The 23,836-nt window shown below is 71.1% G+C and carries 23 protein-coding genes, 1 tRNA gene and 1 pseudogene; 11 read left to right on the top strand and 14 right to left on the bottom strand.

The genetic code is table 11. From position 1 onward, the window contains the following. Positions 1-294: 294 nt before the first annotated feature. Entirely contained in the window at positions 295-1,197 is a 903-nt protein-coding gene (locus AC1DWC_RS09825; protein ID WP_477836954.1) for a universal stress protein, read from the bottom strand. A gap of 227 nt (positions 1,198-1,424) precedes the next feature. Between AC1DWC_RS09825 and AC1DWC_RS09820 the strand changes: the two genes are divergently transcribed. From AC1DWC_RS09820 to AC1DWC_RS09805, 4 genes are all read left to right on the top strand, one after another. After that, on the top strand, positions 1,425-2,603 hold the full coding sequence (locus AC1DWC_RS09820; RefSeq protein WP_477907563.1) for a sensor histidine kinase: 1,179 nt from the start codon (positions 1,425-1,427) through the stop codon (positions 2,601-2,603). Beyond that, positions 2,600-3,277 carry a response regulator gene (locus tag AC1DWC_RS09815; RefSeq protein WP_477907561.1) on the top strand — a complete coding sequence of 226 codons (678 nt, stop codon included), beginning with the start codon at positions 2,600-2,602 and terminating at the stop codon, positions 3,275-3,277. Before AC1DWC_RS09820 ends, AC1DWC_RS09815 begins: the two co-directional genes overlap by 4 nt. 77 nt (positions 3,278-3,354) lie before the next feature. Next, the gene (locus tag AC1DWC_RS09810) at positions 3,355-3,618 is read left to right on the top strand and encodes an SHOCT domain-containing protein (RefSeq protein WP_477907559.1); all 264 of its coding nucleotides are present in this window, start codon (positions 3,355-3,357) and stop codon (positions 3,616-3,618) included. Positions 3,619-3,661: 43 nt separating this feature from the next. After that, on the top strand, positions 3,662-4,234 hold the full coding sequence (locus AC1DWC_RS09805; protein ID WP_477907607.1) for an LLM class oxidoreductase: 573 nt from the start codon (positions 3,662-3,664) through the stop codon (positions 4,232-4,234). Here AC1DWC_RS09805 and AC1DWC_RS09800 read toward each other — a convergent pair. Beyond that, positions 4,231-5,271 carry an LLM class F420-dependent oxidoreductase gene (locus AC1DWC_RS09800; protein ID WP_477836964.1) on the bottom strand — a complete coding sequence of 347 codons (1,041 nt, stop codon included), beginning with the start codon at positions 5,269-5,271 and terminating at the stop codon, positions 4,231-4,233. The two genes, AC1DWC_RS09805 and AC1DWC_RS09800, sit on opposite strands and share 4 nt — an antisense overlap. Positions 5,272-5,385: 114 nt before the next feature. On the opposite strand from AC1DWC_RS09800, the gene AC1DWC_RS09795 reads away from it, so the two are divergent. Beyond that, positions 5,386-6,198, top strand: coding sequence for an SDR family oxidoreductase (locus tag AC1DWC_RS09795; RefSeq protein ID WP_477907556.1), 813 nt, complete (start codon positions 5,386-5,388; stop codon positions 6,196-6,198). Here AC1DWC_RS09795 and AC1DWC_RS09790 read toward each other — a convergent pair. Then, a complete protein-coding gene (locus AC1DWC_RS09790) occupies positions 6,195-7,172 on the bottom strand; it encodes an antibiotic biosynthesis monooxygenase (RefSeq protein WP_477907554.1) in 978 nt (325 codons plus the stop codon). The two genes, AC1DWC_RS09795 and AC1DWC_RS09790, sit on opposite strands and share 4 nt — an antisense overlap. Positions 7,173-7,225: 53 nt before the next feature. On the opposite strand from AC1DWC_RS09790, the gene AC1DWC_RS09785 reads away from it, so the two are divergent. The 6 genes from AC1DWC_RS09785 (at position 7,226) to AC1DWC_RS09760 (ending at position 14,298) form a co-directional block, all read left to right on the top strand. Then, positions 7,226-7,786, top strand: coding sequence for a TetR/AcrR family transcriptional regulator (locus tag AC1DWC_RS09785; protein WP_477907551.1), 561 nt, complete (start codon positions 7,226-7,228; stop codon positions 7,784-7,786). A gap of 26 nt (positions 7,787-7,812) precedes the next feature. After that, entirely contained in the window at positions 7,813-10,167 is a 2,355-nt protein-coding gene (locus AC1DWC_RS09780) for an MMPL family transporter (RefSeq protein ID WP_477907550.1), read from the top strand. A gap of 116 nt (positions 10,168-10,283) precedes the next feature. Next, positions 10,284-11,594 carry a YhgE/Pip domain-containing protein gene (locus AC1DWC_RS09775; RefSeq protein WP_477907548.1) on the top strand — a complete coding sequence of 437 codons (1,311 nt, stop codon included), beginning with the start codon at positions 10,284-10,286 and terminating at the stop codon, positions 11,592-11,594. Positions 11,595-11,639: 45 nt separating this feature from the next. Beyond that, a tRNA-Arg gene (locus AC1DWC_RS09770) sits at positions 11,640-11,715 on the top strand. Between the two features lie 148 nt (positions 11,716-11,863). After that, positions 11,864-13,282: a DUF1254 domain-containing protein gene (locus AC1DWC_RS09765; RefSeq protein WP_477907546.1), complete on the top strand. Its 1,419-nt coding sequence runs from the start codon at positions 11,864-11,866 to the stop codon at positions 13,280-13,282. Positions 13,283-13,404: 122 nt separating this feature from the next. After that, complete coding sequence (locus AC1DWC_RS09760) at positions 13,405-14,298, top strand: ABC transporter substrate-binding protein (protein WP_477907543.1); 894 nt, start codon at positions 13,405-13,407, stop codon at positions 14,296-14,298. Positions 14,299-14,315: 17 nt separating this feature from the next. Here AC1DWC_RS09760 and AC1DWC_RS09755 read toward each other — a convergent pair whose 3' ends face one another. The 11 genes and pseudogenes from AC1DWC_RS09755 to AC1DWC_RS09705 all read right to left on the bottom strand — a co-directional run bounded on the left by AC1DWC_RS09755 (position 14,316) and on the right by AC1DWC_RS09705 (position 23,763). Continuing rightward, positions 14,316-14,747: a type II toxin-antitoxin system Rv0910 family toxin gene (locus AC1DWC_RS09755; RefSeq protein ID WP_072842910.1), complete on the bottom strand. Its 432-nt coding sequence runs from the start codon at positions 14,745-14,747 to the stop codon at positions 14,316-14,318. Between the two features lie 102 nt (positions 14,748-14,849). Next, positions 14,850-16,487 carry a solute symporter family protein gene (locus tag AC1DWC_RS09750; protein ID WP_477907541.1) on the bottom strand — a complete coding sequence of 546 codons (1,638 nt, stop codon included), beginning with the start codon at positions 16,485-16,487 and terminating at the stop codon, positions 14,850-14,852. Continuing rightward, positions 16,484-16,846: a DUF485 domain-containing protein gene (locus AC1DWC_RS09745; RefSeq protein WP_477907539.1), complete on the bottom strand. Its 363-nt coding sequence runs from the start codon at positions 16,844-16,846 to the stop codon at positions 16,484-16,486. The genes AC1DWC_RS09750 and AC1DWC_RS09745 overlap by 4 nt, the downstream gene beginning before the upstream one ends. Before the next feature lie 145 nt (positions 16,847-16,991). Further along, positions 16,992-18,746 carry a sodium/solute symporter gene (locus AC1DWC_RS09740; RefSeq protein WP_477907537.1) on the bottom strand — a complete coding sequence of 585 codons (1,755 nt, stop codon included), beginning with the start codon at positions 18,744-18,746 and terminating at the stop codon, positions 16,992-16,994. A gap of 10 nt (positions 18,747-18,756) precedes the next feature. Then, positions 18,757-19,131 carry a hypothetical protein gene (locus tag AC1DWC_RS09735; protein ID WP_477836985.1) on the bottom strand — a complete coding sequence of 125 codons (375 nt, stop codon included), beginning with the start codon at positions 19,129-19,131 and terminating at the stop codon, positions 18,757-18,759. After that, entirely contained in the window at positions 19,128-19,949 is an 822-nt protein-coding gene (locus tag AC1DWC_RS09730) for a LytR/AlgR family response regulator transcription factor (RefSeq protein ID WP_477907535.1), read from the bottom strand. The genes AC1DWC_RS09735 and AC1DWC_RS09730 overlap by 4 nt, the downstream gene beginning before the upstream one ends. A 28-nt stretch (positions 19,950-19,977) precedes the next feature. Beyond that, entirely contained in the window at positions 19,978-21,183 is a 1,206-nt protein-coding gene (locus AC1DWC_RS09725) for a sensor histidine kinase (RefSeq protein WP_477907532.1), read from the bottom strand. Further along, positions 21,180-21,431: pseudogene (locus tag AC1DWC_RS09720) on the bottom strand (MmcQ/YjbR family DNA-binding protein); the annotation flags it as partial. The gene AC1DWC_RS09725 and the pseudogene AC1DWC_RS09720, both read right to left, overlap by 4 nt. A gap of 67 nt (positions 21,432-21,498) precedes the next feature. After that, positions 21,499-23,142 (bottom strand): Na+/H+ antiporter, encoded by a 1,644-nt coding sequence (locus AC1DWC_RS09715; protein ID WP_477907530.1) that lies wholly within the window; start codon positions 23,140-23,142, stop codon positions 21,499-21,501. Positions 23,143-23,145: 3 nt separating this feature from the next. Beyond that, positions 23,146-23,538: a thiol-disulfide oxidoreductase DCC family protein gene (locus AC1DWC_RS09710; protein ID WP_477907528.1), complete on the bottom strand. Its 393-nt coding sequence runs from the start codon at positions 23,536-23,538 to the stop codon at positions 23,146-23,148. Between the two features lie 33 nt (positions 23,539-23,571). Further along, positions 23,572-23,763 (bottom strand): antitoxin, encoded by a 192-nt coding sequence (locus AC1DWC_RS09705; protein WP_072842920.1) that lies wholly within the window; start codon positions 23,761-23,763, stop codon positions 23,572-23,574. Between the last annotated feature and the right edge of the window lie 73 nt (positions 23,764-23,836).

Here is a 23,836-nt window from a genome sequence, read left to right as displayed (position 1 = left end):
GGCCGCCGGGTCGCCTGCCGCCGCGGACCGCAGGCCCGCCTCGGCAGCCGCGAGGTCGGCGGTGGGCGGCGTTGCCGGCGCCGCGACCGCGGTGCCGGCGAGCAGGGCAGTCGCCGCTGCCGCGGTGGTCAGGACGGTGGCCAGTCGACGCCCGAACGTGAAACGCTGCTTCATGGAGCCTCCTTCGACGATGGATCAGCTACTCAAAACATCGTTTCCGGTCTGGTTCCGTTACTGCGCAGCCCGATTCGGCCCGGCCCCGGCCGCCCGACCAGACCTGCCCCCGCCGCCCGGTCAGTCCTGTGCCGGCGGCCGCACGATCAGGACCGGGCAGTCGGCGGTGTTCATCAGCGCGTTGCTCGTCGAACCGAGCACCATCCCCTTGAAGCCGCCGCGGCCGTGGCTGCCGACCACCAGCAGCTGGGCCTGCTCGGAGTACTCGCTCAGCACCCGGACCGGGCGGTCGCGGCTCACCACGCGCTGCACGTTCACGTCCGGGTACCGCTCGAGCCAGCCGGCCAGCCGCTCCGAGAGCACCGCCTCCTCCGCGGCCTGGATCCCGCTCCAGTGCGGGTCCGAGGCGGTGGCTCCGAGGGAGGGCTGGACGGACACGTCGCTCCAGACGTTCACCGCCACCAGCGAGGCGCCCCGGGCGGACGCCTCCGCGAACGCCACGGCCACCGCGGCCTCGCTCACCTCGGACCCGTCGACACCGACCACGACCGGGCCCTGGGCGGGCGGGCGGCCGTCGAGGGTGCGGCCGCGCACCACCGCGACCGGGGCGGTCGAGTGCGAGGCCACCGCGCGGGTCACCGAGCCGAGCAGGGCCCCGGTGAACTCGCCGAGCCCCCGGCTGCCGAGCACGATCATGGTGGCGTCGGCCGAGTACTGCAGCAGGATGTCCGCGATCCGGCCCTCGTGCAGCTTGGTACCCACCGCGAGCGGGCCGAGGTCCTCGGCGACCGAGCGGGCCAGCACCTCGGCGCTGTCGAGGTGCGCGCGGCCCTCGTTCTTCAGGTCGTCGCTGTAGCCGCGGGCCAGGTAGGGCTCGGAGTAGTAGTACGGGGGCACGTGGACCACCGAGACGAGCAACAGCGGAACCTTGCGGCCGGCCGCCGTGCGCGCGGCCCACACCACCGCGGTCGACGCCGATTCAGATCCGTCCACTCCGACTACGACGGGCTTGCCTGCGCTCATGCCTTGTCCTCCAGCTGTCCGGTTTTCACCGATTGTGCCCTCCAGACCCGTCGCGCGGGGCGCACCCCGCCGCCCGGGCACCCGAAGTCCGAGGCGGGCCGAGACGGGGTGTGAGAAACGGCACCACAACCGATCCCGGTCTCGGACTCCGGCTGCGCCGCGCGGCGGACTCCGCGTTACGCCTTCAGACCGATGCCGCGGCCGCCGTCCGGCGCTAGGTTGAAGCCATGCATGCCCGGGTGCCGAGGCCCTTCGACGTCGCACTCGCGACGGCAGTCGGCGTCGTCTCCTGCGTCGGTTCGGTGGCCGCGGCCCGGCACCAACCGGGCACGCAACCGCTCGATGCGGCGGCCTTCGTCCTGCTCGCGGTTGGTCCGGTCGCACTGCTGTGGCGGCGGACCGCGCCCGTCGCGGTGCTCGCGGTGACCGTGGCGGCGGCACTGGCCTACCTGCTGCTCGGGTACGGGGAGGGGCCCGTCTTCCTGTCCATGGTCGTCGCGTTCCTCACCGCCGCCCCGACGACCCGGCGCTGGCCGATGTACGCGGTACCCGCGGTCGGCTACGTGGTGTTCGTGTGGGGCGTCCCGTGGGTTACCGGCGGCGCCGTCCCACCGGCCGCCGCAAGGGTGGGGCTGGCCGCCTGGCTGCTCACCCTGCTGGCGGTGGCCGAGCTGATCCGGCAACGACGCGACGCGGCCCGGGCACGCCGCCAACGGGCCCGGGCGGCCGCCCGCAGCGCCGAGGAGGAGCGCCTGCGCCGCGCCACCGAGGAGCGGCTCGACATCGCCCGCGAGCTGCACGACGTACTGGCGCACAGCCTTTCGATGATCAACGTCCAGTCCGGGGTGGCCCTCGAGCTGCTCGAGAGCCGGCCCGAACAGGCAGGCATCGCACTGGCCTCCATCAAGACCGCCAGCCGCGACGCCCTGCTCGAGGTGCACTCCATGCTGCGGACGCTGCGCCGCGGCGGCGCCGAACTGGCACCGCTCGCGCCGGCCCCCACCGTCGCGGATCTCGACGCCCTGGTGGAACGGGCCCGCGCCGCCGGGATCCGGGTGCAGACCACCACCACCGGTGCGGCGCAGCCCCTTCCGGCGGCGGTGGACCTGGCGGCGGCACGGATCGTGCAGGAGGCGCTGACCAACGTCGCGCGGCACTCCGGCCAGACCGCGGCGCGGGTGTCGGTGCGATACCTGCCCGGCCTGCTGGAACTGGAAGTGGACGACGACGGCGTGGGCGACGGCGGTCGTGCGGCCCCACACGGCGCCGGCATCGCGGGGATGACCGAACGAGCCCACTCGCTCGGCGGCACCCTCAGTGCCGGGCCCCGGTCCCCGCACGGCTTCCAGGTACACGCGCGACTGCCCCTGCCCGGCAACGACATCGGCGGCGGTGAGCCGACATGACGCCGCCCGCGATCCGGGTCCTGGTCGCCGACGACCAGGCGCTGGTGCGGGCCGGGTTCGCCGCCCTGCTCGACGCCCAGGACGACATCGAGGTGGTCGGCCAGGCCCAGGACGGCGCGGAGGCGCTGCGGCTGGCCACGGAGCTGGTGCCCGACGTCGTGTTGATGGACATCCGGATGCCGGTGCTCGACGGGCTCGAGGCCACCCGCCGGATCGCGGCCAGGCCGGCACTGTCCGGGGTCCGGGTGGTGGTGCTGACCACCTTCGAGCTGGACGAGTACGTCTTCGAGGCGATCCGCGCCGGCGCCGCCGGGTTCCTGGTCAAGCACACCGAACCGGCCGACCTGGTGCGTGCGGTGCGGGTGGTCGCGGACGGCGAGGCACTGCTCTCCCCCGGCGTCACCCGGCGGCTGCTCGCCGAGTTCGCGGCCCACGCCAAGCCCGCCCCCGACGCCGCCCCGCTGGCCGAGCTCACCGACCGCGAACGCGAGGTGATGACCCTGGTGGCGGAGGGCCTGACCAACGCCGAGATCGGGGAACGGCTGTTCCTCAGCCCCGCCACCGCGCGCACCCACGTCAGCCGGATCCTGCTCAAGCTGGGTGCGCGGGACCGCACCCAACTGGTGGTGCTCGCCTACGAATCCGGCCTGGTCCGGCCCGGCTGGCGGGACTGACGTACGTCCCGACGCGTACCCGAGATGCCGCGCGGCGGCCGATGCGCCGGAGCACCGCGAGCGGCCAGGCTCGGGACATGAACACTCTCAGCGCACAGACGTCCCTGATCCTGGCCGACCACATCGACGGCCGCTACGGACCCGGCTGGGGGCCGGGCCCGTGGTTCGTCCTCATCCCCATCGCCTTCTGGGTGACCGTGATCGTACTGGTCGTCCTCGCCCGTCGCCGCTGGCGCGGGCACCACGGCGAGTCCACGCTGCGCGACGTCTTCGCCCGCGGCGAGATCACCGAGGCCGAGTACCGCGCCCGGTTGGCGGTGCTGCGGGAGACCCGGCGATGAGGGTCGCGGTGGTCGAGGCCCCGCCCGGTCCGGCGCCGACTGGATCCGGCGGGTCCGGCATCTCGAGGAGCAGGGGTTCGACTCGCTGCTGGTGCCGGACACCCTGTGGAGCACCTCGCCCTTCCCCGCTTTGGCGGCCGCGGCGGCGGTGACGACCACGCTCAGGCTGCGGACCTGGGTGGCCGCGGTGCGGGCGGGCGTCGACCCGGCGCCGGAGGTGATCGTCTCGGCGGCGGGGCCGAAGATGACGGCCGCCGCGGGGCGGGTGGCGGATCGCATCGCGCTCGCCCTCGGCCCCACCGCGACCGAGGAAGACCTGGAGACGACCGTCGAGGCCGCGCGCGAAAAAGGCTGCCCGGCAATGGCGTTCACCCAGTCGATGGTGGGCGTCGGCGAGGCGTTGCCGTCGTGGTTCGCCCGGACCGGCGGACCCACCCTCGCCGAACTCCGGCGGCTGGGATCGGCGGGTCTGCTGCCTGCGGACCCCGGCCTGGCCTTCGACCTCCTACGCGAGCGCGAGGAGCGTCTGGGCATCACGGAGGTGACGGTGCCGGGCGAGCTGGCCGAGGCGTTCGCCCCGATGCTGGCCCGGCTCCGCCGATCCCCCGCGCTCTAGTCGACGATCTTGCGCAGCTGCTCGATCAGCTTGACCCGGCCCGCCGAGTCCGCGGCCAGCGGCGCGACGTTCAGCGTGGTGACCCCGGCCTCCGCGAACGCGGCGACCCGCTCCTTGACGTAGCCGGCGGGACCGATCAGCGAGATCGCCCGCACCAGCTCGTCCGGCACGGCGGCCGCGGCCTCTTCCTTCTTGCCGGAGAGGTAGAGCTCCTGGATGGTCGCGGCCTCGGCCTCGTAGCCGTAGCGGCAGGCCAGGTCGTTGTAGAAGTTCTTGCCCTTGGCGCCCATGCCGCCGATGTAGAGGGCCAGATTGGGCTTGATCCACTCGAGCATGTGGTCGACGTCCTCGCCGATCGCGAGGGCCGGCCCGGCGTAGACCTCCAGCTCGCCGAGGCTCGGATCGCGCTTGGCCTTGCCCTTGGCGAGCGACTCGCCCCACACGTCGTCGGCGCGCTCGGGGTGGAAGAAGATCGGCTCCCAGCCCTCGGCGATCTCGGCGGTCAGCGCGACGTTCTTCGGCCCCAGCGACGCGATCACGATCGGGATGCGCTCGCGCACAGGATGGTTGATCAGCTTGAGGGGCTTGCCCAGGCCGGTGCCCTTCTCGGCGGGCAGCGGGACCTGGTAGTACTTGCCCTGGTAGTTGACCTTCTCGCGGCGCCACACCTGACGGCAGATGTCGACGATCTCGCGGGTGCGTCCGAGCGGTGCGTCGTACGGCACGCCGTGGAAGCCCTCGATGACCTGCGGGCCGGAGGCGCCCATGCCGAGCACGAAACGCCCGTCCGAGACGAAGTCCAGACCCGCCGCGGTCATCGCCATCAGCGACGGGGTGCGGGTGTAGATCTGGAAGATGCCGGACGCGAGCTTGACCGTCTTCGTCTTCGCGGCGAGGAAGCCGAGCTGGCTCACCGCGTCGAAGGAGTACGCCTCGGCGACGAAGGCGATGTCGAGACCCGCGCGTTCGAGGTCCCCGACCTCCGCGACCGTCTCGGCGAAACCGCCGCTGTAGGTGATCTGCATTCCGATCTGCACCGGGCACCTCGTATCTGTTCGTTGGACGTTGCCTCGCACCCTACGCAGCGCGGCGCGGTAAACGTATGACAGAAGTGACCGTCTTCCGTGACCGAGTGACCCTACGATCGCGCCGTGAGACGAAAGAGGCGGATCGACTGGCCGCACGCGCACGTGCTGGTGACCGGCGGCTCCCAGGGCATCGGCGCCGCGGTGGCCCGCGCCGCCGCGGCCAGGGGTGCGACGGTCTCGATCCTCGCCCGCGGCGAGGAACTGCTGCGCGCGACGGCCGAGCCGATGGGCGCGAACTGGGCGGTCGCCGACGTCACCGACCCGGCGGGACTGTCGCGGGCGGTCGAGCAACTCGAGGCCCGGTCCGGTCCCTGCGACGTGCTGGTCGCGTGCGCGGGCACCGCCCTGCCGGGGCGGTTCCTCGAGGTGCCGGTCGAGGAGTTCGAGTCGCAGATGCGGCTGAACTACCTGGGCGCGGTGCATGCGGCGCGGGCAGTGCTGCCGGGGATGGTCGCCCGAGGCCGCGGCACCGTGGTGCTGACCAGTTCGACCGCCGGTCTGATCGGGGTGGTCGGATACAGCGGGTACGCACCCACCAAGGCCGCGGTGCACGAACTCGCGCACTGCCTGCGCTACGAGGTGCAGCCGGCCGGGGTCACGGTCGCGGTGCTGTACCCGCCGGACACCGACACCCCCGGCTTGGCCGTCGAGAACACCCGCAAGCCGCCGGAGACCGTGGCTGTGTCCGGCGCAGTCGCACCGGTCTCCGCCGACAAGGTCGCGGCCGCGGCGCTGAAGGGGATCGAACAGGGCCGCCACCACATCTCGGTGGACCCGCTGACCCGCGTCCTGGTCCGCGCCGGCGGGATCGCCGAACCGCTGCTGCGCCCGTTCCTGGCGCGCACCATCCGACGGTCCCTGGGCACACCGGGTTAGGGCAGCGTCCACACCACCGTCGTAGCGAGCCAGAAGACGACGGCAGCCGCCGTCAGGAATCCCACCGAGATCACCAGCCCCAGCGTGTCGGTGCGCCGGCCCGGGCGCCGGCCCGGCTCCAGCCAGAAGCCCAGCATGCGGGTGACCAGTGGCATGACGACCCAGGTCAGGAGGCTGACCGAGGCTATGTTGCCGACCAGCAGGGCCGCCCACAGCTTCGCGCCCGGCCAGATCTCGGTGAGCGCGACGGTGAGGATCACGACGGTCGGGTACAGACCGACCAGCACCGAGAGCGCCGTCTTCCACGACGCGGTGGCGCCAGCCCCCGGCCCGGGCGCCGGGAACCACGACCCGTAGGGGTTCGCGATCTGGTGCACCTCGTACTCCTCGAAGTCGCGCCCCTCCGCGAGCAGCGCGGCGCGTTCGGGCGAGCCCAGCCACGCGTCGAGGTGTTCCGCGGTGTCGAAGCTGAAGACGATCGTCCAGCTGTCCTGGATCCCGGGCACCGGCCGGTGCAGCCGAGAGCCCCGGAATCCGGGAAACCCCTTCTCCGCCTCGACGACCCGCTGCTGCCAGGCCACGAACTCGTCCTCCCGGCCGGGCACGTGCGGGTGCGAGACCACCACCGTCACGACGTCGTCGTCGGCCTCGTCGACGAGCACGTGCTGGATCGGTGGCGCCTCGAAGAGGTCGGCGCCGCGGACCATCAGCTCGCGCCGGGTGTCGCTGTCGAGCCACCGTTTCAGGTTCGCGGTGCCGTCGAACCGGTAGACCACCGACCACTCCGACCCGGCGCCGGTGGGCCCGGTGACCTCGGCGCCGAGGAACCCGGCGAACGCCGCGGCGGCGCAGTCCACCTCGTCCTGCCAGCGCCGGAAGTCGGCGCGCCGGCCCGGGCGGACGCGTTGCGTCACGACCACCGTCGCCGGCGAGTGTCGCGGTGCGGCGGTGCCGGACTCCGACGACGGACTCATGGTGGGCCTCCCGAGGGGACTCCCGACCAGAGTAGTCGCCGTCCATCACGAAAGTGACCCACACCACTTCCCGGGCGGGCGGCCTCGACGCCGTCACCGCCGACGCCATCGCCGCCGAGGCCGGGGTCTCCACCCGCACCTTCCACAACTACTTCTCCTCCAAGGAAGAAGCGATCCTGTACCGCTTCGAGACCGAGGCGACGGTGTGGGTGGAGATGTTGCGCGCCCGGCCCGCGGACGAGCCGATCTGGGACTCCCTCGAGCGACTGTCCCTCGACCTGGTCACCGACCCGGACCGCGACCTCGACGAGATGGTCGCGGTGATGGCGTTGGTCGAGGACAGTCCGGCGCTGATGACCCGCAAGGTGGAGATGCGTGGGCGCGTCACCCGGATCCTCGGCGAGGCCATCGCCGAGCGCACCGGCACCGACATCGACACCGACCTGTACCCGAACCTGCTGCAGATGGCGGCCGGTGCCGCCTGCAAGGCCGCAATCGAACTGTGGCTGCGCGGCACCTCCACCGCCACGTCCCCGGGAGAGCTTGTCTCCCAGTCATTTCGACAGCTGCGGGCCGGCCTGCCGCAGCCGCACCCCACCGCTCCCCAGTCCTGACAGTTCTCGACACCGAAGGGTCTTCCATGGCCACCTATCTTTATCGGATCGGCAAGTTCGCCTATCGGCGAAAAGGCACGGTCCTGGCGATCTGGCTCGCGATCCTCGTTCTCATGGGAGTGGGTGCCGCCACCCTGTCGGGCCCGACGAGCGACTCGTTCTCGATCCCCGGCACGCCCGCGCAGAAGGCTCAGGACCTGATGAGCGAGCGGTTCCCGGACTCGGGCAAGGACCCCTTCAGCTCGCTCAGCGCCCGGTTCGTCTTCGCCGCACCCGACGGCCAGACCCTCGCGACGCCCGCGAACGAGGCCGCTATGGACGCGACGCTGGCGCAGGTCCGCGGCATCGACCTGGTCGATCCGGCCGCCAAGGCCGACCCCGCCGCGCCGGTTCCCGAGGGTGAGCGCTCCGCCGCGCTGGTCAACCCGGTCGTCGCCGACGCCGGCCTGACCGAGATGGCCACCGCGCAGGCCGAGCAGACCGGAAAGCCGCTCGACCAGGCCGTCGCCGACGCGCAGGCGCTGTCGCCGCTGAGCCCCGACAAGACCGTCGGCTACGTCGAGGTGCCCTTCAGCGGAGGCATGCAGGACGTCACGACCGACCTGACCGACCAGATCGACGCGGCCGCGCAGACCGCCCGCGACGCCGGCCTGACCGTGGAGGTCAGCGGCAGCGCCGCACAGAAGGTCGACATGCCGGGCGGATCCGCGGAACTGGTCGGCATGGCTGTGGCGGCCGTGGTCCTGATGCTCACCTTCGGATCGCTGGTCGCCGCCGGACTGCCCCTGATCTCCGCCATCATCGGCGTCGGCATCGGCAGCCTCGGCATCACCGTCGCGACCGGGTTCACCGAACTCGGGTCGATGACCCCGACGCTGGCCGTGATGATCGGTCTCGCCGTGGCGATCGACTACTCACTGTTCATCGTCTCCCGGTTCCGGCACGAACTCAGCGTCACCGACAGCCGCGAGGAGGCCGCCGGGCGCGCCGTCGGCACCGCCGGTTCCGCGGTGGTGTTCGCCGGCCTGACGGTGATCATCGCGCTGGTGGCGCTGCGGGTCGTCGGCATCCGCTTCCTCACCGAGATGGGCATGGCCGCCGCCTTCGCCGTGCTGATCGCGGTGCTCATCGCGCTGACCTTCCTGCCCGCGATGCTGGGCCTGTTCGGCCGCAAGGTGTTCGCCGGCAAGATCCCGTTCGTCAATCCCCGGGACCCCGAGTCCGGGTCGCTCGAACCGGGGCCGGCCAAGCGCTACGCCACCTGGGTGACGAAGCGTCCCGCCGTCCCGTTGATCGGCGGCGTGCTGCTGCTGGTGCTGCTCGCGCTGCCCGCCACCGGCCTCAAGCTGGCGTTGCCCAGCGAGGGCACCGGCGACCCGGCGACCTCCGCGCGGCAGGCCTTCGACCTGGTCAACGAGGGCTTCGGCCCCGGCCGCAACGGCCCGCTGCTCGTGGTGGTCGACGCCAAGGACGCGTCCGTCCCCGCCGAGCAGGCGTTCGGCGAGGTGCTGACCGCGGTCGCCGGTCAGCCCGACGTCACCAACGCGCAGATCATCGGCGTCAACCCGGCCGGCGACACCGCGCAGATCATGGTCACCCCGGCCGGCGCGCCGACCGACCAGAGCACGGTCGACCTGATGCAGTCCCTCCGCGACGGCGAGGCCGGCCTGCACGAGCAGATCGGCGTCAACTACGGCGTCACCGGGCAGACCGCGATCGAGACCGACATCTCGGACACCCTGCTGAACGCGTTGGTGCCGTACCTCGCGGTGGTCGTCGGCCTGGCGTTCCTGCTGCTGATGCTGGTGTTCCGGTCGATCCTGGTGCCGCTGACCGCGACCCTGGGCTTCCTGCTCAGCGTGCTCGCGACCTTCGGCGCCACCGTGGCGATCTTCCAGAACGGGTGGGGCGGACTGGTCGGCAACCCGCAGCCGCTGGTCAGCTTCATGCCGATCTTCCTGATCGGTGTGGTGTTCGGGCTGGCGATGGACTACCAGGTGTTCCTGGTGACCCGCATGCGCGAGGAGTACGTGCACGGGGCGTCCGCGAAGGACGCGATCACCATCGGCTTCAGCCATGGTTCCCGCGTCGTCACCGCGGCCGCGCTGATCATGATCTTTGTGTTCGGCGCGTTCATGGCCGAACCCAACTCGTTCATCAAGTCGATCGGCTTCGCGCTCGCCGCGGCGGTGTTCTTCGACGCCTTCATCGTCCGGATGGTGATCATTCCGGCGGTGCTGGCCCTGCTCGGCGACAAGGCGTGGTGGCTGCCGATGTGGCTGGACCGGATCCTGCCGAACATCGACATCGAGGGCGCGAAGCTCGAGCGCGACCTCCAGGCACCCGCGCCGTCCGAGCCGGAGGCGGTCGCCGCGCGCTAGCCGCTCCCCTACGATTGCCGCAGATCTGGCACCGTGTCCGCACCGTCTGGTGCGGGTGCGGTGCCAGAATCGTCTCGGGCACCAGTCCCGAGTCCCTCGGCGGAAGGCGACGACCAGTGGCATCGACCGAATCCGTACTGCGCACGGCCCGGTTCTGGCTGGCGCCGCTGGTGGTGGTCAGCGCCCTGATGTCGCTGCTCGCCGGGCTCTACCTGGGCGGCGTCCTCGACGCGCAGGAGGAACTGCACGACTTCCCGATCGCGCTCGTCAACCAGGACGAGGGCGACACCCCCGCCACGCCGGGGGCGGAGCCGGTGAACTTCGGCAACCAGATCACCGACGGACTGGTCGCAAACATCCCCGCCGACAAGATCGACCTGCAGCGGATCGGCATCGCGCAGGCGCAGCAGCGGCTCGCCGACGGCGACCTCTACGGCGCGATCGTGATCCCCAGCGACTTCAGCAAGCGCCTGCTGATCCTCGCCGAGGCCAGCGTGGTGCCCGGCGACGTCGAGAAACCGATCATCACCGTCTACACCAACCCCCGCGCCGGGACGTACAGCGCGGGACTCGTCACCGGCGTCACTCAGCGCGCGCTCGACGAGGTGAACGCGACGGTCGGGCGGCAGCTCACCGAGCAGGTCAACGCCCAGCTGGCGGGCATGGCGGGCGCCCCGCAGGTCGCCGGCGCCGCCCGGCTGACCCTGGCCACCCCGATCAACGTGGTCACCACGCCGTTCCACCCGCTGCCCGCGGGCACCGGCAGCGGGCTGTCCGCCTTCTACTACGCGCTGCTACTCCTGCTGGCCGGCTTCACCGGCGGCATGATCGTGCACTCCCTGGTCGACGCCGCGCTGGGCTTCGCGCCGACCGAGTTCGGCCCCCGGTACGTGCACAACCCCGCCGTCGAGATCTCGCGGCTGCACACCCTGCTGGTCAAGTGGGCGGTGATGCTGGTGCTGGCCCCGCTGGTGTCCGGGCTCTACGTCGGGATCGGCCGGGCACTGGGCATGCCGGTCCCGCACGGCCTCGGGCTGTGGCTGTACGGCGCGTTCGCCATCACCGCGGTGGGCGTCACCGCGCTGTCGGTACTGGCCGCCTTCGGCACCGCGGGGCTGCTGGTCAACCTCATCCTGTTCGTGATCCTCGGCCTGCCCTCCTCCGGCGCCACCATCCCGATCGAGGCGACGCCGCCGCTGTTCGGCTGGCTGGCGAACTTCGAGCCCATGCACCAGGTGTTCCTGGGCGCCCGGGCGCTGCTCTACTTCGACGGCGGCGCGGACCTCACCCACGCGGTCGGAATGACCGGAGTGGGGCTGCTGGTCGGGCTCCTGCTCGGCCTGGTGGTGACCCGGCTCTACGACGTGAAGGGTTTCCACCGCGGGACGGCGGCGCCCGGCCAGGAGCAGGTGCCGACGACGCCGTGACGGGGAGTCGGATAGACTCCGCTGCGGTGTGTGTACACACACGACGCCTTCGTAGCTCAGGGGATAGAGCAACCCTCTCCTAAAGGGTAGGTCGCAGGTTCGAATCCTGCCGAGGGCACCACATCTGCCGGTAGGGCGAGCGCCTGCCGGGCAGGCCGCGCCGTACGGAGCGCCATTCCTCCACTTTCACCCCCGCGGGATGAGGCACGGGCGACTCCTCCTCCTGGATCCTGAGGTCTCCACTGGTCTGAACTCAGGAGCGGCGAGGCATGGACAAAGCAAAGGTTGACCTGACTGCGGAACTGAACAAGATCGGCGTTCCGGACCGGGTGGAGTCACCACTGGGCACGTTCGAGTTCTTCGACGGTGTACCGCTGCCCGACTCGACCCGCGCGCTGTACGACGGCCTGGACTTCATGCGTGGCGTCGACTCCTTCCTCAACGCCGTACCGGGCGCGTCCCTGGTGGCGATGCGGCACGGCCTTCGCAGCGTCGGCGTCGACGGTCTGAACGTCCTCGGCGTGACCGATCCCCGGGCCAACTCGGCAAGCTTCTTCCTGACCCCGAACACCGCGACCGCGTACGGGACGATGTTCATCGACCTGCACGACGGGCCGGTGGTCATCGAGCCGCCGACGAACTCCCTGTGCGTCGTCGACGACTTCTGGTTCCGGTACGTGACGGACATGGGCATCGCCGGGCCGGACAAGGGGCAGGGCGGAAAGTACCTGTTCCTCCCGCCCGGCTACACCGGCGACGAGCCCGACGGCTACTTCATCTGTCGCACACCCACTTTCACCAACTGGGTGGTCATCCGCGCGCTCGACGGGATCGAGGCCGTCAAGCAGTCCCGGGTGTACCGGCTCTCCGACGCGGGCGCGCCCCCCGAGATGACCTTCGTCAACCTCGCGGAGAAGGTGTTCAACACCGTCCACTCCAACGACGTCTCCTTCTTCCACGAGATCGACGAACTCGTCCAGGAGGAGCCGTCCGGCTCACTCGACCCCGAGCGGGCCGGGCAGCTCGCCGCCATCGGCATCGAGCACGGGCGTCCCTTCGCGCCGGACGAGCGTATGGCCGCGGTCCTCGACTCGGCGGCGAAGACGGCCGCGGGCATGAGCCGCGCGCTGCTGTACTTCCCGCGCGGCGCGGAGAACTTCACCTTCGACGGCGGATCCTGGAAGGAGGCATTCGTCGGGGGCAGTTACGAATTCCTGCGGGGACAGGCCCGGATGCTCGACGCCAGGACACTGTTCCACTACGCCGCCACCGTCATCACGCCGGCGATGGCCCATGCCCAGGTGGGGGCGGGCTCCGCCTACACCTACACGGCCCAGGACTCGCAGGGGCGCCTGCTGGACGGCGCGAAGACCTACCGGCTCGTGCTCCCCCCGAACCCCCCGGCGAAGAACTTCTGGTCGGTCGACGTCTACGACACCCAGACCCGGTCGCTGCTGCAGACGGACAACCCGTACCCGAGCCTGATGAGCCTCACCGGCACCGTCCAGGAGGAGCAGGACGGGTCGATCGTGCTGTGGTTCGGACCGAGCGCGCCGGCCGGGAAGGAAGCGAACTGGATCCAGACCGTCGCCGACAAGAGCTGGTGGCCGGTCCTTCGCATCTACGGCCCGCTGCAGCCGTGGTTCGACAAGGCCTGGCAGCCCGGCGAGATCGAAGAATCCAGCTAGCCAAGGAAACTCCCGGGGGCGACGACGGGCAACAGTGGGCGGCCGAACGCCGACCCACTGTTGCCCCGGACCCACAGTCCATGCACTATGTCCGGGTGCGCCGAATCGGACATCGCCCCGTCATGCTCACCCTCGTAGCGGTTTCCGCGCTGACGCTGAGCGGATGTTCGACCGCCACCACCAACGCGGACATCGACGCCGGCGCCACCTCGACCAAGTATCCGGTCGCCTTCACCAAGCTGCCGTCGACCGCCGCGGTCAGTACCTGCGGACCGAGCAGCGAGGCCACCGTCAAGAAGGGCACGCTCACCATCGCGACGGACTCGCCGGCCTACGAGCCGTGGTTCGTCGGTGACAACCCCGCCAACGGCACGGGCTTCGAGGGCGCGGTCGCGAAGGCGGTCTACGAGAAACTCGGCTACCAGGCCCGGCAGGTGGAGTTCGTCCGGGTGCCGTGGGGCGAGGCAATGGCGCCGGGCCCCAAGGACTTCGACTTCGACATCAACCAGTTCACCATCGTCGGCGAGCGCCGCGACGCCGTCGACTTCTCCTCGCCGTACTACGCAGTGGCGCAGTCGATCGTCGCGATGAGCGGTACCCCGGCCGCCACCGCCCGCAACCTCAACGACCTGACTCCCTACCGGCTCGGCGCCCAGCGCGGCTCCACCAGCCTGGCCGCGATCACCGGGACCATCCGGCCCGCGCAGCCGCCCGTCGAGTTCGACACCACCGACGACGCGAAGGCCGCGCTCACCGCCGGGACCATCGACGCCCTCGTCGTGGACATCCCCACCGGATTTCAGATCACCGAGTCGGGTCTGCCGAACAGCGCTCTGGTGGGCCAGTTCCCACGACCGAACTCCGTCACCGAGTTCTTCGGCCTGGTACTGGAGAAGAACAGCCCGATGACTCCGTGCGCGTCGGCCGCGGTGGACTCGCTCTACGCGGACGGGACCCTGGATCGGCTCGCCCAGACCTGGCTCATCGACACCGGCGACGCCCCCGTTCTCGAGTAACCCTGTCCTCGAACGGCTTACGAGTACAACGAGACGAAGGTGCGCAGCGAAGCCTCGATGTCGCCCTTGAGCGCCCGCGCCACGCCGGATCCGATAGGGCCGAACAGCGGGGCTCCGCCGAGGTCGATGTCGAGTTCCACCTCCGAGCCGGCCCCCTTGGACCGCACCGACAGGGTCATCTTGATCTTGACGCCGCCCTTGCCGTCACCCGCGAGGACCAGGTTGCGCGGCGGCGTGTAGCCGGTCAGGACCCACTTGACCCGGTTGCGGAGCCCCTTGACCGAGACCACCGACTCCGCGGTGGTGCCCGTCGCGAGGTGCTCGGGAATCTGGCTGCGCCAGCCGTCGTGGATCTTGAGCCACCGATCGAATTCGGTCAGGGCACTTGCCTTTTCCCACGCCACCTCGGGCGCGAGGGGAACGTCGACCGAGACCTTCAGCTTTGCCATTGACGCATGGTAGCCAACGCGGAAACGAAGCACCCCGCACCCGGGTACAGGGGGTACCAGGTGCGGGGCACGTTTCGCGTCCGCAGGGACGATCCGGTCGCGTCAGTGCGCGACCGCCTTCTCCACGCCGACGCCGGTCAGGGAGCGCACCTCCATCTCGGCCTGCTTGCCCGCGTCCTCGAGCTTCTTACGGCCCACGTAGGTGCCGACGATGCCCAGCACGAAGGCCAGCGGGATGGACACGATGCCGGGGTTCGCCAGCGGGAACCAGGCGAAGTCGGCGTCGGGGAACATCGAGGTCGGAGTGCCGGAGACGGCCGGCGAGAAGACGATCAGCGTCAGGCAGCTGAGCAGGCCACCGTAGATGCTGAACAGCGCGCCCGTGGTGTTGAATCCCTTCCAGAACAGCGAGTACAGCAGGGTCGGTAGGTTCGCCGACGCCGCGACCGCGAAGGCCAGCGCCACCAGGAAGGCGATGTTCTGCCCCATCGCCAGGATGCCGAGCACGATCGACACCAGGCCGATGACCACCACGGTGATCCGCGAGACCCGGACCTGCTCCTCCTCGGATGCGTTGCCGCGCTTGATGACACTGGCGTAGATGTCGTGGGCGAAGGACGCCGACGCGGTGATCGCCAGGCCCGCGACCACGGCCAGGATGGTGGCGAACGCGACCGCGGAGATGATCGCCAGGAAGACCGTGCCGCCGAGCTCGAAGGCCAGCAGCGGCGCCGCCGAGTTCTCCTTGCCGGGCGCGGCCAGGATGGCGTCGGGTCCGACCAGCTTCGCGGCGCCGTAGCCGAGCACCAGGGTGAACAGGTAGAAGGCGCCGATGAGGCCGATGGCCCAGGTGACCGAGCGACGGGCCTCCTTCGCGGTGGGCACGGTGTAGAAGCGCATCAGCACGTGCGGCAGGCCGGCGGTGCCGAGGACCAGCGCGAGGCCGAGGGAGATGAAGTCGAGTCGCGTCATCGAGCTGAGACCGTACTTGGCGCCCGGCGCCAGCACGTCCCGGCCCGCGACCGCCTCGTTGGTGGAGCTGTTGACCATGGCCTGCGCGTCGGCGAGCAGCTGCGAGAAGTTGCCCTTCACCGCGAACAGGACCAGCACGAACATGATGCCCGCGCCGAGGATCAGCAGCACGGCCTTGACCATCTGCACGTAGGTGGTGCCCTTCATGCCGCCGATCAGCACGTAGACGATCATCAGCAGGCCGACCACGGTCACCACGATCGCCTGGCCGACCTTGTCGTGGATGTCGAGCAGCAGCGCGACGAGTCCGCCGGCGCCTGCCATCTGGGCGAGCAGGTAGAACAGCGAGACCACCAGGGTGGACAGCGCCGCGGCCATCCGCACCGGCCGCTGCTTGAGCCGGAAGCTCAGCACGTCCGCCATGGTGAACCGGCCGGTGTTGCGCAACAACTCCGCGACCAGCAGCAGGGCCACCAGCCAGGCCACCAGGAATCCGATCGAGTAGAGGAAGCCGTCGTAGCCGTAGACCGCGATGGCGCCGGCGATGCCGAGGAAGGACGCCGCCGACAGGTAGTCGCCCGCGATCGCGAACCCGTTCTGCGGGCCGGAGAACTGGGCGCCGCCGGTGTAGAAGTCCGACGCCTTGGTGGTGGTGCGGCTGGCGCGGATCACGATGGTCATGGTGATGACGACGAAGGCCACGAAGATGGCGATGTTGAGCATCGGGTTGCCGACATCGGCCGACGATGCCGCGAGGATGGTGTTCACAGCTGCGGGCCTTCCAGTTCTTCGCGGATCGCCGAGGACCGCGGATCGAGTTCACGGTTCGCGAACCGCACGTAGAGGCCGGTGATCACGAAGGTCGTCACGAACTGGCCGAGTCCGAGGATCAGGCCGAGGTTGACGTTCCCGATGACCTTGGTGGCCATGAAGTCGCCGGCGTACGTCGCCAGCAGCACGTAGACGGCGTACCAGAGCAGGAAGAAGGCCGTCATCGGGAACACGAAGTTCCGCAGCCGGCGTCGGAGGTCCTGGAACTCCGGGCTCGCCTGCATGTCGATGAAGGCCTGCTCGTCCGGTGCCGCCCGTTCGGGCGAGCCTTCCGGAATCACATCGGCTGTGGTCACTGCGAACTCCTCGAGCGGGGTACGTGGATGGAGCGGTTGACCGATGACGCTAGTGAGATACAGGTCACAGCCGCAGCCTGTGGCAGCGGTCACACGTCGAGGAGTCGAGATGGGCGCCAGGCGGTCGGCCGAGTGCGACGAACGGCTAGCGGGAACGCAGCTCCGTCGCCCGGTCGGAGCCCACGTCGAGCCGCTCCGGCGCGTGCATCCGGGTGAAGATCAGCCCCACTCCGGCGGGCACCCGGCCGCGCGTCGCCCGGCTGACGAGCACCATCACCGCGAACGCCAGCGGCACGCTCACCGCGGCCGGGTAGCCGACCAGCGCGGCGGGCCAGCCGCCCCACAGTCCGCCGCCGACGCCGCCCGCGACCGTCACCGCCGCCGCCAACCCCGACACCAGGCCGCCGACCACCATCCCGACCGCCGCCCCGGCTGCGGTCAGCCCGCGCCACCAGATGCCCAGCACCAGCAGCGGGCACAGCGTCGACGCCGCCACCGCGAACACGAGACCGACGGTGCGCGAGAGGTCCAGCGAGACCACCCCGACCGCCAGCACCAGCGGGATCGCCCCGGCCAGTACCGCCGCCAGCCGGAAGTCGCGCACCCGCCCGCGCAGCACGTCGGTGCTCAGCACGCCCGCGACGCTGACCAGCAGGCCCGAGGAGGTGGACAGGAACGCCGCGAGCGCACCCGCCGCGACCAGCGCCGCCAGCAACTGGCCGCCGAGACCGGAGAACACCGATCCCGGCAGCAGCAGCACGGCGGCGTCGGAGGCCCCGGTGATGAGCAGTTGCGGCACCCACAGCCGGGCGAAGGCGCCCAGCAGCGTTGGGAACAGGTAGAACACGCCGAGCAGGCCGATCACCGCGAGCGAGGTGGCGCGGGCCGTCCGGCCGTCCGGGTTGGTGTAGAAGCGGACCAGCACGTGCGGTAATCCCATGGTGCCCAGGAAGATCCCGATCATCAGGGAGTAGACCTGGTAGATCGGGTGGGACCCGCCGAACCCCCAGCCGGGCTCGAGCCACTGCACCTCGGTGGCGGGGGCGCCCGCCACCACCGGCACCGGCGCGCCCGCGTCGAGCACCAGCACGGTACCGGCGCCGAGTTCGTGTTCGCCGGGGCCGAGCGAGACCGGGCCCTCGACCGGCGCGTCGTCGACGGTCCCGTTCACCTGCGCGTGCAGCGTCTCCGAGACCTGCACGACGACGTCGGTGGTGATGTCGACGGTGGTGCGCGCGCCGACGGTCGGCGGCGCGGGTGACCCCAGATCGTATGCGCCGCCGAAGAAGTGCACCGACAGCACCACGGCCGGCACCGCGACCGCGGTGAGCTTGAGCCAGTACTGGAAGGCCTGCACGAAGGTGACCGACCGCATCCCGCCGCCGACCACGTTCCCGATCACGATCAGCCCGACCACCAGCGCGCCCACCCACGCCGGGATCCCGAGCAGGATGCCCAGCGTCAGCCCGGCGCCCTGGAACTGCGGCACCATGTAGAGGATGCAGATCACCACCACCACCAGCATGGCCAGCCGGCGCAACCGCACCGAGCCGAGCCGGAACTCGGCGAAGTCCGGCACTGTGTAGGCCCCCGAACGGCGCAGCGGCGCCGACACGAACAGCAGCAGCCCGAGATAGCCGGCGGTGAACCCGACCGGATACCACAGCGCGTCCGCGCCGTACTTGGCGATCAGCCCGGCGACGCCCAGGAACGAGGCGGCCGACAGGTACTCGCCGGAGATGGCGGCGGCGTTCAGGCGTGGGCCGACGCTGCGCGAGGCCACCAGGAAGTCGGAGGTGGTGCGCGCCAACCGGACTCCGTACAACCCGATGACGACGGTCGCGACGGCGGCGACCACCAGGACCAGAAGTGTGACGACGGGGAGCGGCTGACCGGACATGGCTGCCCGCTCAGTCGTCGGCCAGGTCGACGAATTCCTGCTCGGTGCGTTCGGCCAGCCGGCAGTAGAGCCGGGCGACACCGTAGAGCAGCGGGTACACCGCCACCCCGAGCACCAGCCACGGCAGCCGGATCCCGAAGACCGCGACGCCGCTCAGCGCCGGGAACGCGAGCACCAGCAGCGGGATCAGGCCCAGCAGCGCCGCGGCGAGCACCGCGATCCGCAGTGCCAGTCCGAGTTGCGCGCGCACCAGCGCCCGGACCATCACCTCGCCCACCTCGGTCTGTTCCTGGACCTCCACCCGGGTCCTCACCACGCGGGCCCCGTGCCGGTCCGCGAGGACCACCCGCTGCCGGGCCCGGGGCGGGCCGTCGGCGACGCTCACCGGGGAGACCAACTCTGCCGGGGCGCCCGCACCAGCCGGTCCTTGAGTTCGCGGGTGTGGCGACGGCTCACCGGCAGTTCCACCGTCGGGCCGTCGGCGGTGGCGCGCAGGCACACCACGATGCCGGTGCCCGCGGTGCGGATTCCGGTGACCAGCGGCAGCGCCACCAGGTAGGAGCGGTGCACCCGCAGGAAGCCGGCCGGCTGCCACCGGGACTCCAACGCGGAGATGGGGATTCGCACCAGGTGCGAGCCGGACGCGGTGTGCAGCCGCGTGTAGTCGCCGTCCGCCTCCACCCATGCCACCGCCGAGCGGCGCACCAGGGTGGTGACCCCACCCAGCTCCACGGGGATGACCTCGTCGGCGTCGGGCTCGGTGCCGGCCGCCTCGACCTGCGGTCCGCGCTGCTGACGCTGCGCGAGGATCCGGCGCACCGACTCCGCCAGCCGCTCCTCGCGCAGCGGCTTGAGCAGGTAGTCCACGGCGCCGAGATCGAAGGCGTCGACCGCGCGGTCGTCGTGGGCGGTCACGAACACCACCACCGGCGGGCGCACGAACGCGGCGAGCACCCCGGCCAGCTCGAGGCCGTCCAGGCCGGGCATGTTGATGTCGAGGAAGACCGCGTCGATGGGGGCGGCGTGTCCGAGCCGGTCCTTGATCACCCGCAGCGCCGTCGTCGCGTCGCCCGCGGTGAGGATCTCCCCCACGCCGTCCTGCGCGCGCAGCAGGTAGGCCAGCTCGTCGAGAGCGGGTCGCTCGTCGTCCACGGCCAGCACCGTCAGTGGGGCCTCGCGGGTCCCCTCGGCATTCTGCGTCACAACGAATCCATCGTGCCATGCCCGCCGGTCATGCCCGGATTCCGGCGCGGAACTTGGGCACCCGCATGCTGACCTTGGTGCCCGCCCCCGGCGCGGTCTCCACCACCAGGCCGTAGTCGTTGCCGAACGCCGCTCGCAACCGGTCGTCGACGTTGGCCAGGCCCACGTGTGCGGACTCCTTCGCGCTGGGCCGGCCGGGACCGGACTCGACGGCGTCCAGGGATCCCGAGCGCAGCACGTCCGGATCCATCCCGACGCCGTCGTCCTCCACGCTGATCACGCAGTCCGTGCCCTCGTCCGCCGCGACAATGGTGACCGTGCCGCCGTGCTGCTGGCCGGAGAGACCGTGCCGGACAGCGTTTTCCACCAGCGGCTGCAATGCCAGGAACGGCAGCACCACGTTGAGCACCTCGGGTGCCACCTGCAGCCGCACCTCGAGCGCGCTGCCGAACCGGGCACGTTCGAGGGTGAGGTAGCGGTCGATGTTGCGCAGCTCGTCGGCGAGGAGCGTGTACTCCCCCGCGGACCGGAACGAGTACCGGGTGAAGTCGGCGAACTCGAGGATCAGCTCCCGGGCGCGGGCCGGGTCGGTCCGCACGAACGACGCCACCGTGTTGAGCGCGTTGTAGATGAAGTGGGGGCTGATCTGCGCCCGCAGCGCCCGGACCTCCGCCCGGTCCAGCCTGGCGCGCGACGCGTCGAGTTCGGCCAGCTCGATCTGGCTGCTCGCGTACCGGGCCACCTCGGTGACGGCGCCGAGCACCCCCGGCCCCGGATCCGTGGTGGCGACCACGCCGAGCACCCCGATCACCCCGGCGTCCTCGACCAGCAGCGGCTGCGCGATCAACGCCCGGACCGCGGTGGCGCCGAGTTCGGCCTGCTCGACCAGGACCTGCCGTTCTCCCACGACCGCGCGGGCCGCCGCCGCCCCGAACGCCTCGGAGAGCTGCTGGTGCGGTCCGTGCCAGACCAGCAGCCGACCCTCGGCGTCGGCGATCGCCAGGGCCGCGCCACCGGTGAGCTGGCGCAGGTACGGGGCGGCCTCGGCTGCCGAGGTCGCGTCCAGTCCGCGGCGCAGCGGTCGGGCGGCCAGGGACGCGGTGTGCAGGGTGTCGTGCACCGCGCGCTCCGCGGGGGTGGTGAGCGCCTGCCGGGTGCGCAGCCACACCACCACGATGCCGACCACGACGGCCACCGCGACCACCCCCAGCAGGGCGAGAACCGTTGTGCTCACGGGGTCTCCGCGTCCAGCCTGGTCACCAGGGTGCGCGGCGCCACCGTGCGGTACGCGTCCTCGACGATGTCCGCCACCTCGTCCCAGTCCACGCTCACGTCGAGGTACACCCCCACCCATCCGCGGGTCCCCACGTAGGGCGGACGGAAGTACCGCTGGGTGTCGCGGTCGACCCAGTCCTGCTGCGCCCCGGCGGGGGCTGCCGCCCAGAAGGCGAGGCGGTCGTCGTGGTGGTGGTCGGCGAGGGTGGGAGTGGTCGTGGTCATGACCACGACGCTACGACAGCGGAGGCCCGCCCACCGCGACCACGCGCCGTCACCAGCGCTGTCGCTGCACACGGGCCTCCGCCACCGCCTCCTCCATGTCGAGCGTTTCCAGCACCCTGCGGAGCACCTCGTCGTCGAGGTCGCCGGAGTCCCGGGCCGCGAGCAGCGCCCGGCGCTGGGCCTTGAGCACCCGGCTGCGCAGCCGGTTGAACAGCGCACTGGCCTGCATCGCCTTGACCTCGTGCTCGCCGACGTCCTCCACCAGGTCCGCCGCCATCCGGGCCTCGGCCGAGCGCCGGACCCGCTCCGCGACCTCCAGCATCTCCTTGCTCGCCACGCCCTTCGGCGGATCCTCGAGCACGTCCCGCAGCGACTGCTCGGCGGCCTCGAGGGAGACCTTGCGCGCATAGGCAACCTGCTCCTCGGTGCGGCGCTCCTCGTCCGGGTCGGCGACGTCGAGTTTCCGGATCAGCAGCGGCAGCGTCGACCCCTGGATCAGCAGGGTCCCGACGGCGACGGTGAAGGCGACAGCCTGGATGACCCCGCGGCCCGGGAACGGATCGCCGGCCAACGTCACCAGCGGTACGCCGGACGCCGCGACGAGGGTGACGACGCCGCGCATCCCGGCCCACGACACCACCAGGTTCTGCCGCCAGTTCAGCGGGTCGCCCGGCCGGGAACCGCCGCGCCTGCTGACGATCGAACTGGTAGCCCGGCGCCGACCCCAGTTCAGGAAGATCCAGGCCGGGCGCACCACCATGACCAGGGCCAGCACCACCAGCCCGTACCCGAACACGTGCAACACCGGCAGCCCGTCGGCACGCACGTCCTCGACCACCGACTTCAGCTGCAGGCCGATGTACGCGAAGACGAACGTCTCGAGGACCAGGTCGACGGTCGGCCACACCGATCGTTCCTGGATCCGCGTCGCCACCGACTCGTCGCCGGCGCTGCGCCCCATCACGAACCCGGCCGTGACGACGGCGAGCACCCCGGAGGCGTGGATCTCCTCGGCCGCGAGGTACGCGGTGAACGGCAGCACCAGACCCAGCACCGTCTCCATCGGGGAGTCCTCGATCCGGGACCGCACCAACCGGACCGCCACCGCGAAGGCCAGCCCGACCAGCACCCCGCCCGCGGTCTCGTAGAGAAAGAACGCGACCGGCGAGTCGATGGCGATCTTCCGGCCCGTCACCGCGGCCGTGGTCAGCGCGAACAGGGTCAGCGCCGTCGCGTCGTTGACCAGGCTCTCGCCCTTGAGGATGGCCATGATCCGGGTCGGCAGGCCGAGCCGCCGGCCGACCGCGACCGCGGCGACCGCGTCGGGCGGGGCCACCACCGCGCCGAGCACCAGCGCGGCGCCGAGGGTGAACTCCGGCACCAGCCAGTCGGCGAAGAACCCCACCGCCAGGGTGGTCACCAGCACCATGCCGATGCCGAGCCGCAGGATCGACCCGAGGTTGCGGCGGAAGGTGTTGAAGGAGAAGTCGAGGGCCGCCGAGTACAGCAGCGGGGGCAGCACCACCCCGAGCATCAGTTCGGGCGCGATCTCCAGTGACGGAACGCCGGGCACGAAGGACGCCGCCGCGCCGATCGTGACGAGCACCAGGGGAACCTGGAAGTCGAGGCGCTTGGCGAACCCGGCGACGACGATGGCCGCGATGACCACGAAGAGCAGGCTGGTGATGTCCATCCGTCAGCCGACCGCGCAGCTGCCGCCCCTGCCGGGCAGTCGGTGCCGGTTGGCGGCGACCATCCGGTAGGCCAGGTCCTGTACCTGCCGGATCCCGGGAATTCGATAGATGTACAACGGCATTCGGCTGCCGATCACCCCGGACAGTGCCGCGTTGATCGCGCCGGCGCCCGCGTACCGGTCGCCGCGGGAGTCCACCGCCCAGGCCCGTTCGAGCGCCTCGTCCTTGCTCACGCCGAAATGCTCCGTCGCGCCGGGCTGCTGCAGCGCCGTCGCCGTGACCCGGCCGCGGCGGTCCAGTCGCTGCAGCCACCCGGCGCAGTACACACAGAAGCCGCAGTCCCGGTCGAAGAGCAGCTCCACGGTGTATCCGGCGGAGGGCGGTCTGACGGGCATTGCGGCTCCTGAGTGTGGCCGGCTTCTCGCGGACTACTGCTTCGGCGGGATGACCTTCTTGGCTGCGTCCTGCGCCTTGTCGACGTGCTGGGCGTACTTGCCGCCGGTCTTCTGGTCGACGATGTCGCCGGCCTTGTCGATCGCGCCCTCGATCTTGTCCGAGTGCTCAGAGGCGAGCTGCTGTCCCTTGCCGAAGAGGCCCTTCAGCGTATCCATGAAGCCCATCGTGGTTCCTCCTCCGACGCCCGGACCGGGCGCCTGTCGTCGAGGGGCGGTCCCCCCGCTCAGACCCAGTCTC

Source organism: Rhodococcus sp. P4_C10 (genome assembly GCF_056402135.1).
The sequence above is the reverse complement of the archived record's forward strand: the minus strand, read 5'-3'. Positions and strand labels throughout refer to the sequence as shown.